The sequence below is a fragment of the Streptomyces sp. NPDC055140 genome (assembly GCF_053607285.1).
Genome location: NZ_JBSGTG010000044.1, coordinates 1 through 16,300 on the forward strand (window position 1 = coordinate 1; position 16,300 = coordinate 16,300).

The following is a 16,300-nucleotide window of genomic DNA, read 5'->3' on the forward strand; positions in this document are numbered from 1 at the left end:
CACCACCACAATGACGGGGCCGGTGAACCCGTCTGATCACAGGGTTCCAGACCCGGTGGTGCTTCAGGTTTCACCGGCCCCGTGAGTCACCATTAGATGGTGCTTGGAGCCGGGGTGGGCGCGGTCGACCGGCGCGGGGCCGACATGCTCCCCCTTCGAGGACCCGGACCTGTGCGCCGTCCACGGCGCAGTCGTCCAGATCCAGCAGGTCGGCGCCACGCCGTCACTCCGGAGCAGCCCACTCTCTCCGCGGGAACGTCCCGCCAGGTCACACCGGTTCGCACCACATACATCACGTCGGCCAGCGCTGCCCGGTCGGGAACGTGCAACCGTCCCGGATGGCGTAGGCGCCGCTCGGGAGCAGGTGGCAACAGCGGACCCCGCGAGGGACGCGCTCCACGGCACGAGGCCGTGGAGCGCGCCGACGCGGTCCTCAGGACGTCACGTCGGTGACCTTCCACCGCTGATTGGAACCGGAGTTGGGCTGCCAGGTCCCGACGGGCGCGCCCTCGTGCGTGGCCTGTCCGCCGACCTCGAGGAGGCGGCCCGTACCGGCGTTGACGAGCGTGTACGTGCCGTCGCCCGTCGTCGACAGGATCCATTGCGCGGCCGCGTCCCGCTCGTCTGTGTCGGGTTCGATGACCGGCGCACCGTCGCGGACGGCCAGCCGCCTGCCGTCGGCGGCGCTGGTGAAGATGTGCCGTCTGCGGTTCGCCGGTCCTTCACCGCTGATCTGCGCGAGCCGCCACCGCTGACCGGCCGTGCCCGTCCCCGACTCGATGACGAGTGTGCTGCCGCCGTCGGCGACGGTGAGGTCCTTGCCGCTCTGCACGCCGGTCAGCTCGTACGTTCGTCCCTTGCGCAGCGTCGCGGCGTCCTTCGTGACCCCGGACACGCCCTTGATCACGAACGTGGTCACCGACTGCGCGGGCACCGTGAACGTGGCCGTACGGCCCGTCACCGCGACCGGCGGCTGCTCGGCCAGCTTGCCGTCCGTGCTGGTCACGACCGGGGTGATGGTCGCGCCCTGGCGTACGGTCGCGAACTTCGACAGGTCGAGCGTCACCGTGCGGGAGGACGTGGTGCTGTTGACGTGGACGACGGTGGCGCCGTTGCCGCCACGGGTGACGGCCGCGGTGCTGCTCGTGTCGTCGGTCTTGATGAGGTGGTCGCCGGGACGGATGTAGTGGGTGAAGTTCCGGGCGGTGTCGAACTTCGTGTTCGTGTGGACCGGGCAGGTCTCCAGGGTGTCGTCGGGGCCGGCGCTGAAGGAGACCTGGATTTCGCCCCAGTTGCCTCCCTTGGCGGATTCCCCGCCGGGCTTCATGTTGTCCCAGTCCTCGACGGGCTGCCAGAACACCCAGGCGCTGGGCTCCAGTTCGCGCAGGTCGTCGACGATGTGCTGGGCGAGCCCGAGTCCGGGCCGCATGTCGGTGAAGGACTGGCCGTCGCCCCAGTCTCCCTCGACCTCGCTCATCCACAGCGGCTTGCCGTCGGCCTTGGCGAGGTCGCGGACGGAGGTCCGGCCGCCGGTGCCGTACGTGTGGACGTTCATCTGGGCGACGTGGCTCTTCACGTCGGCCGGGTAGCTGGTCCAGTTCGTGGCGAAGGTCGTCGGGTTGGTCTCGTCCATCGCCGAGACGGCCGCCGTCGTCCGCGCCTTCTTGAGCGCGGCGTGCAGCGCGGGCACGATCTTCTGCTGGAGGGCGGGGCCGATGTGACAGCCCTCCTGACGGCCACCGGTCGGATTCCCGTCGGCGCCCAACTTCGTACCCCAGTAACTGGTGTTGGGCTCGTTGCACGGGTCGACGGTCTTCACCTTGATGCCGTGCGCCTTCTCCAGGCGCCGCGTCGCCCCGGCCAGATAGGTGGCGAAGTCGTCGACGGACGCCTCCTTCAGCTGGTCTCTCGACGCGTCGAAGCCGCCGGAGACATAGCCGCTGACCGTCATGAAGTACGGCGGCGAGTTGGAGAACGTTTCCCAGTGGGTGATGTCCTTCTTGATCCGGTCCACCCACCAGCGCTGGGTGGCGTCGGCGTCCCCGTTCCAGTGGTCCCCGTTGTCGGGGTCCCACCAGTCGGTGTCGGTGCGGGTGGTGCCCTCGGGCGCCTTCCACCAGCCTTCAACGGCGCCGCCCGGCCTCAAGTAGTCCGGTACGTCGGGGGCGTTGCCGCCGCCTATGTTGTAGCGGGCGATGTTCAGGGCGAGGCCGTCACGGCCGAAGACGAGGTCGGCTATCCGCTCGCGGATCTCGTCCGGGTAGTGCCCGGTCGCGTTCGCGAACCAGACCAGGCTGGTGCCCCACCCCTCGAACCGCTCCTGCCGGTACGAGGGGTCGGGGGTGACCGTGACCGTCGCGCCGGCCGCCGCGGCGACGAGCGGTGCGGCTGAGAGCTGGGTTCCTGCGGCCGCGGCCGTGGCCGCGGCGATGCCGATGAACCGTCTGCGGGTCAAGCGCGCCAACGTGTGCTCCCAATGTCGTTGTGTGGGTGGGGTGTCGGTGGTGCGAGAGCGGGTGGATTCAGGAGGCGGACTGCCGCAGGACGGCGACCTGGCGGGGCGCCAGGACGAGGCTGTCGCCCTCGGTCCGCGGCGCGACGAGCACGTCACCGGTCAGACCCGGCAGTGCCACCTGCTCGTCGCTCCGGTTGACCAGGAACAGATAGCGGTACTCCGTGTCGCGTCGTACGGCGTGCTCCACCAACCCCCGTGTGTCTTCCGGGAGTTCGCTGGTCACTCCGGCGGGGGAGAGCAGCTCGGGCAGCAGCACGGTCAGCCCGTCGACGCCGAGCCGGGTGGACACGTACGTGGCCGAGCCACGGCCCGTGCCGCGCCGGGTGACGGCAGGGCGCGACGCGTACGTGCCGGTGCGGTAGCCCGCCAGGACCTCGACGTCCGTGCCGGTGACGGAGATCCGGTCGGTCCACAGGCTGCCGGTGGTGCCGTTGTCCAGCTCGACGGTGTCGCCGTCGAGCAGTGGCCCGAACTCCTCGATGCGGATGCCGAGGACGTCGCGCAGCGCGCCCGGGTAGCCGCCGAGCCAGACGTGGTCGTTCTCGTCGACGATCGCGGAGAAGTACGTGGTGACGAGGTGGCCGCCACCCTCGACGTACCGGGTGAGTTCCTTGGCGAGAGGCTGTGGCACCACGTGCAGGACGGGCGCGATGACGACGTCGTACGCGGACAGGTCGGTGCGGTGGGCGGGCACCACGTCGGAGCGGTGGCCGAGACGAAGCAGCGCCGAGTACCAGTCGAGGGCCTCGCGGTGGTAGTCGAGGCGGGAGGTCGGGTGGGAGTCCTGCTCGCCGGCCCACCAGGAGTCCCAGTCGAAGAGGATCGCCACACGGGCGGGTTCGCGCTCGCTGCCCGCGATGGGGGCGAGCGCGTCGAGGGTGCGGCCCAGCTCGACGACGGAGCGGAAGAGTTCACTGTCGGCTCCGGCGTGCGGGACCATCGCCGAGTGGTATTTCTCGGCTCCGGCCGCCGACTGACGCCACTGGAAGAAGCAGACGGCGTCGGCGCCGTGCGCGACGTGCAGGAGCGAGTCGCGGGCCAATTCTCCCGGGGTCTTCGGTGGGTTGACGGGCTGCCAGTTCACGGCGCTGGTGGAGTGCTCCATCAGGAACCAGGGGCGGTGTCCAGCGATGCCGCTGCTGAGGTTGGCGGAGAAGGAGAGCTCGTCGCGGTCCTGCGGTCCGGGGGTGACGTAGTGGTCGTTGGCTACGAAGTCGACCTCGTCCGCCCAGTCCGCGTAGTCCATGCCCTTGGTGCCCGGCATCACCATGAAGTTGGTGGTGACCGGCGTGTCCGGGGTGAGCTCGCGCAGGATCTCTCGCTCGGCGAGCAGGTGGTCCTTGAGCGCGTCCGACGAGAAGCGCTTGAAGTCGAGCTGCTGGGTCGGGTTCGGGTGCGAGGCGGCGAGCCGCGGTGGCAGTAGCTGCTCCCAGTCGCTGTAGCGCTGGGACCAGAAGGCCGTCCCCCAGGCGTTGTTGAGGGCGTCGAGCGTGGTGTAGCGGCGGCGCAGCCACGTCCGGAAGGCGCGGGCGGCGTCGTCGGAGTAGTCGTAGACGTTGTGGCAGCCCAGCTCGTTGTTGACGTGCCAGGCGACCAGGGCCGGGTGGTCGGCGTAGCGGGACGCCAGGCGGCGGACGAGGTTCAGGGCGTGCTCGCGGAAGACGGGCGAGGTGGGCCGCCAGTGCTGCCGGGCGCCCGGCCACAGTGTTTCGCCGCTCGCGGTCACCGGCAGGATCTCCGGGTGCGCGGCGGTCAGCCACGGCGGCGGCGACGCGGTGGCGGTGGCCAGGTCGACGCCGATGCCGCCCGCGTGCAGCAGGTCCATGATCTCGTCGAGCCAGCCGAAGTCCCAGGTGTCGGTGGTGGGTTGCAGCCGCGCCCAGGAGAAGATGGCGAGGGAGACGACGTTCACCCCGGCCTCACGCATCAGCCGGATGTCGTCCGCCCACACCTCCCGTGACCACTGCTCGGGGTTGTAGTCGGCTCCGTAGCCGAGGCGCCGGGTGCCGTCCGAGCCCTTCGCGTACGGGAAACGGGAGGTGAGGGGGGCGGTCATGCGCGTCCTTTCGGGGAGCGGTCTTCCAGAGGTGCGGTCGCGGGAGGCGACGGGCTACTTCTCGACGGTGAAGCCCTGCTCGGTGCCGTACTTGACGGACGCGTCCTGCCAGGACTTCAGCCCGGCGGTGAGCTTGGTCGAGGAGACGTATGCCTTGCCGACGGTGTCGTTGAAGATCGAGTTGGAGTACACCTGGTACGGCAGGTACTTCCAGTCGGTGGGCACACTCTTCGCGGACTCGGCGAACACCTTGTTGGCCTTCTGGCCGCCGAAGTACGGGAACTCGGTGTTCTGGAACGACGAGGAGTTCAGGTCCTTCGTCGTCGCGGGGAACGCGCCGTTCTTGATGCGGGTCTGCACGCCCGCACCGGAGTTGGCGTACTCGACGAACGCGTAGGCGAGTTCCTTGTTCTTGCCGAGCTCGGGCAGCGCGAGCGAGCTGCCGCCGTTCTCGGAGCTGGTGTTCGCGCCCTTCTCCCACTGCGGCATGGGGGCGACGCGCCAGTCGCCGGAGGCGCCCTTCACGCCGGAGGCGAAGTTGGCGGGCATCCAGGCGCCTGTGGCCAGCGTGGCGATAGTGCCGTCGCCGAGGCCCTTGTACCAGTCATCGGTCCAGGCCGTGACGGGCGAGACGAGCTTCTCGTCGATCAGCTTCTGCCAGGTGTCGGTGTACTTCTTCGCGCCCGCGTCGGTGAAGTCGATGCCGACCTTGGTGCCGTCGACCTTGTACGGGTGCGAACCGGCCTGCCACAGCAGGCTGGTGGTCAGGCCCGCGTCGCCGACGTCGCTGGTTATGTACGCCTTCGGGTCGGCCTTGTGCAGCTTGCGGGCGGCCTCGACGTACTCGTCCCAGGTCGTCGGGACGGCGATCTTGTACTTGTCGAAGACCTTCGTGTTGTAGAAGAGCGCCATCGGGCCGGAGTCCATGGGCAGGCCGTAGACGCCGGCGCCGGACTGCACCGAGTTCCAGGGCCCGGGCGAGTACGAGTCCGCCAGCTTCTCGGCGCCGTACGCCTTGAGGTCGGTGATCTGCTTCGTCAGGGCGTACTGGCCGAGCGCGTAGTACTCGATCTGCGCGACGTCCGGGACGCCCTTCTTCGCCGAGATCGCATTCGACAGAGCCTTGTACTGGTCGTTGTTGGTGCCCGCGTTGACCAGCTTGATGTCGACCTTCGGGTACTTCTTCTCGAAGTCGGCGGCGACCTGCTTCAGGGTGGGCTCCCACGCCCACACCGTGACGGTGCCGCCCTTCTTCAGGGCCGACTGGATGTCGGCCGAACTGACCTGCTTGTCACTCGAGGTGTCGTTGTCGGAGCCGCCGCAGGCGGTGGCCCCGAGGGCGAGGGCGCAGAGGAGACCTATGCCGCGCAGCAGGCGGCGTGAGTTCTTGGGCATGGGCATGCTTCCACTTCTTCGTGGTCCTACAGAGGGTGTACGGGGTGTGAACTGCGGTGCTGCGCCTACTCCTTGACGCTTCCGGCGGAGAGCCCGGACTGCCAGTACTTCTGGAGCAGCAGGAACGCGGCGATCAGCGGCACGATGGTGAGCAGAGAGCCGGTGAGCACCAGGTGGGGTATGGCCTCGCCGCCGGCCGTCTGCGCCTGCTTGTTCCAGGAGTCCAGGCCGAGCGTGAGCGGATACCAGTCGGGGTCCTTCAGCATGATCAACGGCAGGAAGTAGTTGTTCCAGGTCGCGACCGTGGTGAAGAGCAGGACGGTGACGGTGCCGGGCGCGAGCAGCGGCAGGGCGACCTGGAAGAAGGTACGCAGCTCACTCGCGCCGTCGATGCGGGCGGCCTCCATCAGCTCGGTGGGGATCGCCTCGGTGGCGAACACCCACATCAGATAGAGGCCGAACGGCGAGATCAGCGACGGGATGATGACGGCCCACGGGGTGTCGGTGAGCCCCATCTTGCTGAACATCAGGAACGTGGGGACGGCAAGGGCCGTGCCCGGCACCGCGACCGCCCCGATGACGACGGCGAACACGGCCCGCTTGCCGGGGAAGGCGAACTTGGCGAGCGCGTATCCGCCCAGGACCGCGAGGAAGGTGGCGCCGCCCGCGCCCACCACCACGTACAGGAGGGTGTTGAGGAGCCAGCGGCCGAAGACGCCGTCCTGATACGTGAAGGTCTCGCCGATGTTGTGCCAGAGGTCGAAGTTCCCGTCGAACCACAGGCCGAACGAACGGGCCAGGCCCTGCTGGGACTTGGTGGCACTGATCAGGAGCCACACGAGCGGCAGCAGACTGTAGACGAGGACCACGCCGGTGAGCACGGTCAGCAGGACGCTGCGCCGGGGGCGGCCGGGTATCCGGCGGCGCGGTGAACGCAGGCGCGGGGCGACGGACTTCAGCGGTGCCGCCGGCCGCACGGAGTCGGTGGTGGTGGTCATCGCGCTCACGCTCCCTTGCGCATGCCGCGCAGCTGGACCACGTAGGCGACGATCATCGTGATCACGCCCATGACGATGGCGACCGTCGCGGAGTAGTTCTGCTGCTGGCCCGCGAAGGACAGCGAGTACGTGTAGAAGTTCGGGGTGTAGTCGGTGGTGATCGCGTTCGGCGCGAGCTTCTGGAGGATGGCGGGCTCGTTGAAGAGCTGGAAGCTGCCGATGATCGAGAAGATCGTGGCGATGACGAGGGCGCCGCGGATCGCGGGGAGCTTGATGGCCGTGATGACGCGCCACTGTCCGGCGCCGTCGATCTGGGCCGCCTCGTACAGTGAGTGCGGTACGACGCGCAGCGCGGCGAAGAAGATCAGCATGTTGTAGCCGACGAACTCCCAGGTCACGATGTTGCCGATGGACGCGAGGACCAGGTCGGCGGAGAGCGGGTCGGGCAGCTTCACGCCGAACGCGTCGTTGACGTCGCCGACCAAGCCGTAGCGGGTGCCGTACATGAAGCCCCACATGAGGGTCGCGACGACGGCGGGTACCGCGTAGGGCAGGAAGACGGTGATCCGGAAGAAGTCCTTGCCGTAGAGGCGGCCGCTGTCGATCGCGAGGGCGACGAGCAAGGCGATGCCGAGCATGATCGGCACCTGGATCAGCAGAAACAGTCCGACGCGGAAGACTCCCTCCCAGAACTTGCCGTCTTGCAAGGCCTGTTGGTAGTTGTCCAGGCCCACGAAGGTGGTGCCGCCGATGAGTTGTGTGCGAAACAGGCTCAGATAGACCGAGTATGCGAGCGGCGCCAGGAAGACCAGGGCGAAGACGAGCACGAAGGGGCCGATGAACCCCCACCCCGTCCACGAGCGGCGCGCCCTGCGTACCGGTGGCCCGGCCGGTCGTGGCCTTGCGGCGGCCGGCGGTTGCAGCGTCGTCATCTCGCGTCCCTCGCTCGTACGTGCCTCGCGGATGGTGCTCGGATGGTTGCGTAAACATTCCGGCGCGCAAGCGACCGACAGGTATTATGTTTGCGTAAACATTCGGTGGCGGCATGTCTACACTGCCCCGCAGAGGACGGTCAAGAGTCGCCCGTGAACGATCAACTCGACTGGTGAGGCCAACGGTGGGAGCAACGCACAGCGCCCCGGAGCGCGGCAGGACCGACGCCCGGCGCCGCACACAGAACGCGTCGATGGCCGACGTCGCCCGGGTTGCGGGTGTCTCGTCCCAGACGGTCTCCCGCGTCTCGAACGGCTTTCCCGGCGTCAACGAGGAAACACGCGAGCGGGTCCTCGCCGCGATGAAGGAGCTCGGCTACCGCCCCAACAGCGCGGCGCGGGCGCTGAAGCGGGGCGACTTCCGCACCATCGGCGTGATCACGTTCACGCTCTCCACGACAGGCAACATGCGCACGCTGGAGGCCATCGCGACCTCGGCCGCACAGGAGGGCTACGCGGTCACGCTCCTCCCAGTCGCGGTGCCCACCCAGGACGAGGTGCGCGGCGCGTTCTCGCGCCTCGGCGAACTGGCGGTAGACGCGGTCATCGTCATCATGGAGGTCCATCTGCTCGACTCGGCGAGCCTCACGCTGCCGCCACACGTGAAGGTCGTGGTCGCGGACTCGGACGCCGATGACCGTTACGCGGTGGTGGACACGGACCAGGCCGGCGGCACCCGCGACGCGGTACGCCACCTCCTCGACCTCGGCCACCGCACGGTCTGGCATCTGGCGGGCCCCTCCGAGTCGTTCGCCGCACAGCGCCGAACAGACGCGTGGCGCAGGGCACTTGAGGCCGCGGGCCGCGCGGTCCCACCGCTGGTGCGCGGCGACTGGTCGGCCGATTCGGGCTACCGCGCAGGCCTGCGCCTGGCCGAACAGGGCGACTGCACCGCGGTGTTCGCGGCGAACGACCAGATGGCCCTCGGCCTACTGCGGGCCCTGGAAGAGCGGGGCCGCAGGGTCCCCGAGGACGTCTCGGTCATCGGCTTCGACGACATCCCCGACTCTGGCTCGTTCCAGCCGCCGCTCACCACGGTCCACCAGGATTTCGCCGAGGTCGGCCGCCGCTGCGTGGAGAGCGCACTGCGCCAGGTCCGGCAGGGCGAGGCGGAACCAGGTACCACGCTGGTGCCGACACGGCTGGTCGTGCGGGAGAGCACGGGACGATCGCCGTCGCGAGAAGGCGGGCGAGGCTAAGAGCTATCACGTAATGCCGGTGGGAACGTACCCCGCTGCGGAGAGTGCCCCGTTTACCCGATGTCGAGCTTGAGGTTGTGGAGTGCGGCAACGCCGGCGACGGCGTGATTGATCGCGTCGCCGCGGCGTCGGCACTGACGCAGGATCTGGTGGTCTTTGAGTCGGGCGATGGTGTGCTCGGCGACGGCCCGGCGTTTGCGGAACCGGTGGTAGGTGCGGTCTTTGATGATGCGGCCGTCGGGGCCGCGGCGGGGTGTTCGGATGCGGTCGAATCCTCGGTAGCCGCCGTCGCCGGACAGGCGGGGATGGTCGGGCAGCGTTTTCGCAAGGGTTTCGCGGAAGACGACGATGTCGTTGCGGTTGCCCGGCCACGCGTCTCCGACGGCGACAACCCTCCGGTCCCGGGCCCGGCAGACGACCTGTACGTTGACGCTGCGCCGGTAGTTTTTGCTCTTCGCGGTGCGCCGCTGGTCGTGGACGGGGATCAGTGTGCCATCGACAACCCACAACTCCCGCCGGTCGGTTGGCGGCGGCCCGAGAAGCTGCGCGAGCGGTTCGGCGAGCCTGGTAGTGACCCGGTGGACAGCGGCGTGGGAAATGCCGAACAGGGAGCCGAGCTGCTGCATGGTGAGATTGGTCCTGTAGGAGAGGACGACCAGCAGGACCCGGTCGGCGAACGGGAGCGCCCAGGGCCGGCCACGACCAGTGTCCGGTGCGAGGTCCCACAACTGCCCGACGAGATGCTGCATTTGTGGTCCGGTCAAGCCGGTCCAGGCGTGGAGGTCGGCCGAGGTGCAACGGGCGAGACGCAGGCGCATGCAGGGAGCATAGAGCCCGAAGTCCTGCCGCAGCACGGTGCGTTGTCAGTGGGGGCTTGTAGCTTTGGCGTTGGTTGCCGCACCAGCCGCGGTGCGGACAAGTCACGCCGTCCGGCATGAGCAAAAAGGGGGAGGTGGGTCAGCGGTGAGCACAGAACTGGGTGCGCCCGTGCCCGCCTCCGATGTACCGGCTTTCGACGCTTCTCCTGCTCGCCGGTTTAGGGGGAAGAACAAGAGCAAGCGGTGGACGCGGGGGAAGGACACCGAACTTGTGGTGATCCGCCTGCCGCTCGACGTCCACGACCCCGGAACCCGGCACCGGACCGAGGACCTGTACTCGGCGATGTGGTCCGTCAAGCGGGCATTGCAGCGCGATGCGCGGGACGCCATCGACGCGTACTGGGCCGGCGATGTGCGCCGGGCTACGGACGCGCAGGCGTGGCGTCTGGAGCTGGGCCTGTCCCGGGAGGGGATGGAGCGCCGCGCCTACCGGCACATGGAAAACTCCCGCCACCTCGCCCATCACGTCACCAAAGCGCTGGTGATGCACCAGGCAGACGAGGTGTTCGAGACGTCGGCGAGCCGGCATCTGTTCGCGGACTCCTCCGGCCGCAGGTTCGGCCGGCCGAAGGTCGGCCGGTGGTGGGATTACACCCGAATTCCCGGCCGCGCCCGCTCCCACACCGCCGAGCGGAAATGGGAGACGTTCCGCCTGCACGGCACGCTTGCTGGGCACCTGGAGGCCTACCGGCACCGTGGCCTTGACCGTACGGTCACGACTCCTGAGCAGGCCGCTCCGCTTCCTCCCGATGTGCGGGTCCTCGAGCAGCCGCGGCAGCTGCCTACACCCGTGCGGCCCACGGGACGTGTTGAGACGGGTGAGGTAACACCGAAGGGCACCCCGAAGAAGCGGGCAGCAACCTGGTGGGATCACACCGGGCCGCTGGCCGTCGTCTTCACAGGCGGCGCCGACTCGAGTCGCGGCGACCTGGTCCTTCCCGTCCGCTTGCCGTCCGGCTCCGGACGCTGGCCATACCTGCTGCACTTCCTGAACAACCCCGAGACCTGGCACAAGATGGACCTCGTGCGGCGCCGGGATACCTCCGCGCCGGGCGGGTGGGCGTACGAAGCCCACCTGATGGTCCTCTGCGGCAGCTATGCGTCACCGGCGACGAAGGCCCGCCGCCAGGCGGCGGCCGCACTCGAGCGGCGCGGCGGGGTCGACGGCAACGTCTCCAACCTCTCGATTGTCTCCTTCCCGGCCACCTTCGACCCCGCCGACGGCGACGTCGAAGCCACCCGCATCGAGCCGTCCGACGAGGAACTCGCAGCCCTGGCGAAAACCCGGCAGAAGGAACGCGGCCGCAAGAGGGCACTCGACCGCTCTCGCCGAGCGGCCAACCCCGGCCAGTACCGGCCGTCGAAACGCCAGCAGGCCCGGGCCGAACGGCGCCAGACCGTAGGCCTGCCCGCACGGGCCGTCGACATGCCCCGCGGTGCGAGGTCGGCAAACAAGGCCGGGGTGCCGAGGCAGGCGTACCGGCGCGACCGCCTGTCGGCCGGCTACCGCCTCAACCGGGCACGGCTCGCCGAAGCCGCCGCAACCGCGGCCGCCGCCAAAGACCACCGCGCGAGGTGGATAGCCGCAGACATCATCGCCGACCACGGCGCCAACCTCGTCGTGGAGGACTGCGAAATCCGCACCTGGTACCGCAGGTGGGGCAAAGCCCTCCAGGCCACAACGCCCGGCAGGCTCGTAGCTGCCATCAGCCGGGAGTGTGAGAAGACCGGCGGGCGGATGCTCCGCGCATCCACCTTCACCACCAAACTCTCCCAGACATGCTTCTGCGGCGAGAAGGTCACCAAGACTCTCTCCGACCGCATCCATGTCTGCACCTCGTGCGGGCTCGTCGGCGACCGGGATATGGTCTCCGGCGCTCTCGGCGCCCACGTTGGCCTCACCGACCCGGACGACCCCAGCACGGCGCGCCTGGACATAGTCCAGGCGCGCCATACACAGCTTTTGTTTCATGAAGGGCTGCAAGAGGCCCTGTCCAGTCAACCGCAGCGCGGTGCCCGCCCCACCCGGGGCCGCACCCACGCGGCAGCCCAGAAGCCGGACACCTCCGGCTGTGGGCCTCTGCTCGACGAAATGCCACCACCTGGTACCGGACAAACCCCGAATGAGACCCGACCCGCAGTCAAGCGGCACAAGGCCCACGTCGGAGCAGCCGGCTGCACGGACAGCACGCCACCCCGGCGCGCCAGTTCCGTGCAGACACCGGGCGGACATCACAGCACTACGTGATGACTCTTAGGCAGTTCTGTTTGGAACAGCCAGCTGGTCGTTGGTTCGGGTGTGGCGGTGGCTGACGTGCAGTGGGCCCGGATTGAGCCGTTGCCCCCCGGACCGGATGCCGAAGCCGGGTGGCCGGTGGCTTGATCACCGTGAGGTGATCGATGCGATCGGGGCCTCGTGGGGCCGGGAGGTCGACGACCGCAGCCGCTGGATCGCGGCACCGGCCGCCCACCCGATCCTGATCCAACGACCGATCATCACGGCGGACGGTGGAACGACACCGGCTCCACAGAGCAGTAGCGCGGCGCGGATGGTCTTGGTGCCGACGGGGATGGGGAAGTTGGGCGGGGGAGCGGTGACGGCTCCGGGCAGGCGCGGGCAAAAGGGCGGGTGCTGTGAAGAGGTGTCCTCGCGGTGGCCTGCTCAGCCGAAATGACCACCGGTGCGGGCACCTTCCGCGCCGATGCGCTGGTGAAGAAGGTGTCGAAATGGGCCTGGACGGCTTGTGACTGCTGATGCGGGGTTCTGCTTGGCAGGCTCAACGGTAGAGGCCGGCCCGGAAGGTGAATGAGACGAGTTGTGCCCGATCACGTGCGCCGACCTTCGTCATGGCCCGCACCGCATGCGTCTTCACGGTGAACGGCGACACGGACATCTGGGCCGCGATCTCGTCGTTGCCTAGACCGCTCGCAACGAGAACGACCACGTCCCGCTCCCTGGGGGTCAGAGAGCCGAATCGTCGCAGAAGTTCCTGGTCGATTACGGGGGGCGGACTGTCGGTCATGTGACCGATGAGCGCGGCTGTGGCGGCGGCGGACAGTGCACCCCCACCGCCAACGACCTCGGTGATTCCGGCGACGAGTTCAGCAGGGCTCACGGTCTTGCTCAGGAAACCGTTGGCGCCCGCGCGAAGAGCGGCGAGAACGATGTCGTCCTGGTCGAAAGTGGTCAGCACGATCACGCGTAGCTTTTCGGGTGGGTGTTCTTTGCGGATCCGTCGGGTGGCTTCGACACCGTCGATGCCGGGCATCCGGATGTCCATCAGGACCAGGTCGACGGGGTGGTCTCGGAGGAAGGGGAGGGCCTGGAGTCCATCGGAGAGATCACCCGCAACAACGAGACTCGGGTCGATCAGGAGCATCGCTCGGATGCCGGCCCTGATGTCGTCCTGGTCATCGACGATCAGAATTTGTGTCATCAGACGACGGCTCCCTGGGGGCTGAACTCCGCACGGACCCGGAATCGTCCGCCGTCATCGTCGATCGTCAGTCGCCCGCTGGAGGACTCGACGCGTTCGCGCATTCCCACGAGTCCGAGTCCACTGCCCGAGTCGGGGCCGCGGAGTGAATGACCGACGCGGTTCTCCACAGTGACGCAGATCCTGCCGTCGCGCTCGCGCACATCCACCGTTGCTGTCCCTTCTCCATGCCGATAGGCATTCGTTAGTGCTTCTTGAACGACTCGGTAGACCGTCACGCCGACGCTGGGCTCCACGAAGCCGGTGGGGATGTCGATGGAGGGCTGGATGTCGAGGCCGATGCTCTCGAAAGAAGAGATAAGGCCTTCCAGGCCGCTGAGCGCCGGGGTCGGCCGGAGTGCCTCGTCGTCGGAGCTGTCGTCTCCGAGGCGGAGGAGCGCGAGGATCCGTTGCGTCTCGACGACGACGGTGCGGGCGCTGGACCTGGCTGAGACGAGGGCCTGCCGCGACGATTCGGCGTCTTCAGGCAGCCCGATCTCCGCAGCACCGAGATGCAAGCTGAGCATCGCGACTTGGTGGCCGATGACGTCGTGGAGGTCTCGGGCGATGCGGAGTCGTTCTTCCGTCACTCGTCGGGTGGCTTCGATCTCGCGGGTGGCGATGGCGCTTTCGGCCCGTTCCTCCAGCATCCACCAGTGGTCTCGATGGATGCGGAGCGCGCCCCCTGTCGCACCTCCTGCTATGGCCGAGAAGAGGGCGGCGGCTCCCACGATCGCGCCGCCACGGAATCCTCCCAGCGTCATGAAGGCCCCCAGGAAGAACGCCGCCACGATGGCGGTTCCGGCCAGCGGCTGCTTTCCCCTGAAGGTGACCGAGAACAGCACGAGCACCGCCATCATCCACACCGATAGAGGGTCGTGGCCGACCGCTGTGACGGCGAAGGATGCTGCGCTCGTCACGATCAGTCCTGCCCAAGGCTTCCACCATGAGAGGGCGACACCGCCACCGGCGAGCAGTACGGAGAGGGCTGTCGGCCAGTCCGATCCCCTCAGTACCACTGCCACGATCTGACCGGTGAACACCAGCGCGGCCACTGAATAGGCGACGAGGTGCAGCACCTCGGGGCGGCGGATCCACAGGGGTGCCGCGGACCCGTCTTGAGTGTTCTGCGCCTTGACCATGACCTGATTCTCGTTCACGCGTGCTGTGGCCGTGTACTTCGAACGATGTATACGGCGCGAACCTCCTGATCGAGGGAGACGGCAGAACTCGTTCGATCGATGTGGATGGCAGAACTACTTCGTTCGAAGTACACGGCCCTCCTCGAGGCCCCCGAGACTCATCAGCGAGGCAACCGCCTCACACCATCGAGATCACAAAGGGACACCCCGTGACTCAGACCATCGAACCTTCCACCACGGCAACGACGACGGCCTCCGGGCTCCGATCGCTCTACCTGATCCGGGTCATCTTCTCCCTGATCTGGGTGGCATTCGTCTTCACGACCTCCGCCACGCTCGTGTCGACGGACAGGCCCACAGTGATCGCGGCCGTGCTACTCGTCATCTACCCCCTGTGGGACGTCATCGCCACGCTCTTCGAGCGTCGCGTGGCCGGCACCGGCTCCACGAACCAGGTCAGCACCATCAACGTGGCTCTCGGCCTCGTCACCACCATCGGGATGATCATCGCCGTCTTCTCGACCATCGGAACGACCCTCCTCGTGTTCGGCATCTGGGCCCTGCTCTCGGGGGCGATCCAGCTCGTCGTAGCGATCCGACGCCGGCGTACCGTCGGCGCCCAGTGGCCCATGATCATCAGCGGCGGACTGTCCGTCCTCGCCGGCCTCAACTTTGCTGCCATGTCCGCCTCGGCGACGAGCGGCCTGTCCACCGTCGCCGGATACTCAGCCTTCGGTGCCTTCTGGTTCCTTGTCTCCGTCATCGTCCTGAGCATCCGCAGCCGACGCGCAAAGCGCTGACCGTCGCTGTCGTGGCCACCGCCTTTCCCGCAGGCGCGGTGCCTTCACCAGAAGTACGACCACCTGAGGAGAGATCCTGCGACCTGCGGCCACCGTCTCATCGTCTTCGCAGCCCTGGCGCCCCTGAACCGCAGCAGCTCTCATGCAACGAGGTGAAGCCGCCGCCGCGCTCGCGGAGTTCGGCGACCATTCGGTGGCTACCCGCAGGTATTTTGAAGACCTCGCAGGCCCTCTGGCCAACGGATGGCCTCGCTCGGGTGTGTTGCGGTCGATCTAGCCGTGGTTCGCCGCGCCGTAGCGCAAGCCGTCATACAGGAGCGTGGCGATGTGCAGCGCATCATCCTTCCAGCCTTTGGCGCGCATCCCGCAGATGCCGCCGAGGGCGCGCAGGACGATACGTCCCTCGACGTCACTACGGACGAGGCCGGCTGCGACGCCTGCGGCGAGTAGTTCGTCGAGCGCGCGGGCCATCTCGTCACGCGCATCTTCGAAGACCGGTGAATCGGTCGCCATGATGTTCTCCAGCACCTCACCCATCCCTTTGCCCACCGCCGCGTGCTCCACGAGCAGCAGCAGGAAGACGCGCAGTGCTTCGTCCGGGGCGTGGTGTGCGAGCAGCCGGGCGGGGGTGGCGCAGAGCTCGGCGGCTTCCTGGCGGTACACCTCCGCCACGAGCACTTCGCGCGTTTCGAAATGCCGGTAGAGGGTGCCGACGGACACGCCGGCTCGGCGTGCGATCTCCTCCACACCGGCGTCGTCGCCGGCGAGGAACGCTTCTCGTGCTGCGGCCAGGAGGGCTTTGCGGTTGCGGCGGGCGTCGGCACGCAACGGACGTGGTGACGGCAACGG

The 16,300-nt window shown here is 68.1% G+C and carries 13 protein-coding genes; 3 read left to right on the plus strand and 10 right to left on the minus strand.

Annotation, left to right across the window (positions count from 1 at the left end; all coding sequences use genetic code 11):
* Positions 1-92: 92 nt before the first annotated feature.
* The 6 genes from ACWFR4_RS43150 to ACWFR4_RS43175 all read right to left on the minus strand — a co-directional run bounded on the left by ACWFR4_RS43150 (position 93) and on the right by ACWFR4_RS43175 (position 7,896).
* Positions 93-461 (minus strand): transposase, encoded by a 369-nt coding sequence (locus ACWFR4_RS43150; RefSeq protein WP_453656933.1) that lies wholly within the window; start codon positions 459-461, stop codon positions 93-95.
* A complete protein-coding gene (locus ACWFR4_RS43155; protein ID WP_453656934.1) occupies positions 434-2,464 on the minus strand; it encodes an RICIN domain-containing protein in 2,031 nt (676 codons plus the stop codon). Before ACWFR4_RS43155 ends, ACWFR4_RS43150 begins: the two co-directional genes overlap by 28 nt.
* A gap of 58 nt (positions 2,465-2,522) precedes the next feature.
* Complete coding sequence (locus ACWFR4_RS43160) at positions 2,523-4,571, minus strand: beta-galactosidase (protein ID WP_453656935.1); 2,049 nt, start codon at positions 4,569-4,571, stop codon at positions 2,523-2,525.
* Positions 4,572-4,625: 54 nt separating this feature from the next.
* Positions 4,626-5,966 (minus strand): ABC transporter substrate-binding protein, encoded by a 1,341-nt coding sequence (locus ACWFR4_RS43165; RefSeq protein WP_453656981.1) that lies wholly within the window; start codon positions 5,964-5,966, stop codon positions 4,626-4,628.
* Between the two features lie 65 nt (positions 5,967-6,031).
* Positions 6,032-6,964, minus strand: a complete 933-nt coding sequence (locus tag ACWFR4_RS43170) for a carbohydrate ABC transporter permease (RefSeq protein WP_453656936.1) — start codon at positions 6,962-6,964, stop codon at positions 6,032-6,034.
* Positions 6,965-6,969: 5 nt separating this feature from the next.
* Complete coding sequence (locus ACWFR4_RS43175; protein WP_453656937.1) at positions 6,970-7,896, minus strand: carbohydrate ABC transporter permease; 927 nt, start codon at positions 7,894-7,896, stop codon at positions 6,970-6,972.
* 254 nt (positions 7,897-8,150) lie between these two features.
* On the opposite strand from ACWFR4_RS43175, the gene ACWFR4_RS43180 reads away from it, so the two are divergent.
* Positions 8,151-9,155, plus strand: a complete 1,005-nt coding sequence (locus ACWFR4_RS43180) for a LacI family DNA-binding transcriptional regulator (RefSeq protein WP_453656982.1) — start codon at positions 8,151-8,153, stop codon at positions 9,153-9,155.
* Positions 9,156-9,208: 53 nt separating this feature from the next.
* Here the strand turns inward: ACWFR4_RS43180 and ACWFR4_RS43185 are convergent, their stop codons facing one another.
* A complete protein-coding gene (locus ACWFR4_RS43185) occupies positions 9,209-9,973 on the minus strand; it encodes a transposase (RefSeq protein ID WP_453470030.1) in 765 nt (254 codons plus the stop codon).
* Positions 9,974-10,118: 145 nt separating this feature from the next.
* Between ACWFR4_RS43185 and ACWFR4_RS43190 the strand changes: the two genes are divergently transcribed.
* Positions 10,119-12,281: a zinc ribbon domain-containing protein gene (locus tag ACWFR4_RS43190; protein ID WP_453656938.1), complete on the plus strand. Its 2,163-nt coding sequence runs from the start codon at positions 10,119-10,121 to the stop codon at positions 12,279-12,281.
* Positions 12,282-12,810: 529 nt separating this feature from the next.
* Here the strand turns inward: ACWFR4_RS43190 and ACWFR4_RS43195 are convergent.
* The gene (locus ACWFR4_RS43195) at positions 12,811-13,470 is read right to left on the minus strand and encodes a response regulator transcription factor (protein WP_453656939.1); all 660 of its coding nucleotides are present in this window, start codon (positions 13,468-13,470) and stop codon (positions 12,811-12,813) included.
* Positions 13,470-14,651 carry a sensor histidine kinase gene (locus tag ACWFR4_RS43200; RefSeq protein WP_453656940.1) on the minus strand — a complete coding sequence of 394 codons (1,182 nt, stop codon included), beginning with the start codon at positions 14,649-14,651 and terminating at the stop codon, positions 13,470-13,472. The genes ACWFR4_RS43195 and ACWFR4_RS43200 overlap by 1 nt, the downstream gene beginning before the upstream one ends.
* Before the next feature lie 209 nt (positions 14,652-14,860).
* Between ACWFR4_RS43200 and ACWFR4_RS43205 the strand changes: the two genes are divergently transcribed.
* Positions 14,861-15,451, plus strand: coding sequence for a DUF308 domain-containing protein (locus tag ACWFR4_RS43205; protein WP_453656941.1), 591 nt, complete (start codon positions 14,861-14,863; stop codon positions 15,449-15,451).
* Positions 15,452-15,724: 273 nt separating this feature from the next.
* Here the strand turns inward: ACWFR4_RS43205 and ACWFR4_RS43210 are convergent, their stop codons facing one another.
* Positions 15,725-16,297 carry a TetR/AcrR family transcriptional regulator gene (locus ACWFR4_RS43210; protein WP_453656942.1) on the minus strand — a complete coding sequence of 191 codons (573 nt, stop codon included), beginning with the start codon at positions 16,295-16,297 and terminating at the stop codon, positions 15,725-15,727.
* Positions 16,298-16,300 lie beyond the last annotated feature (3 nt).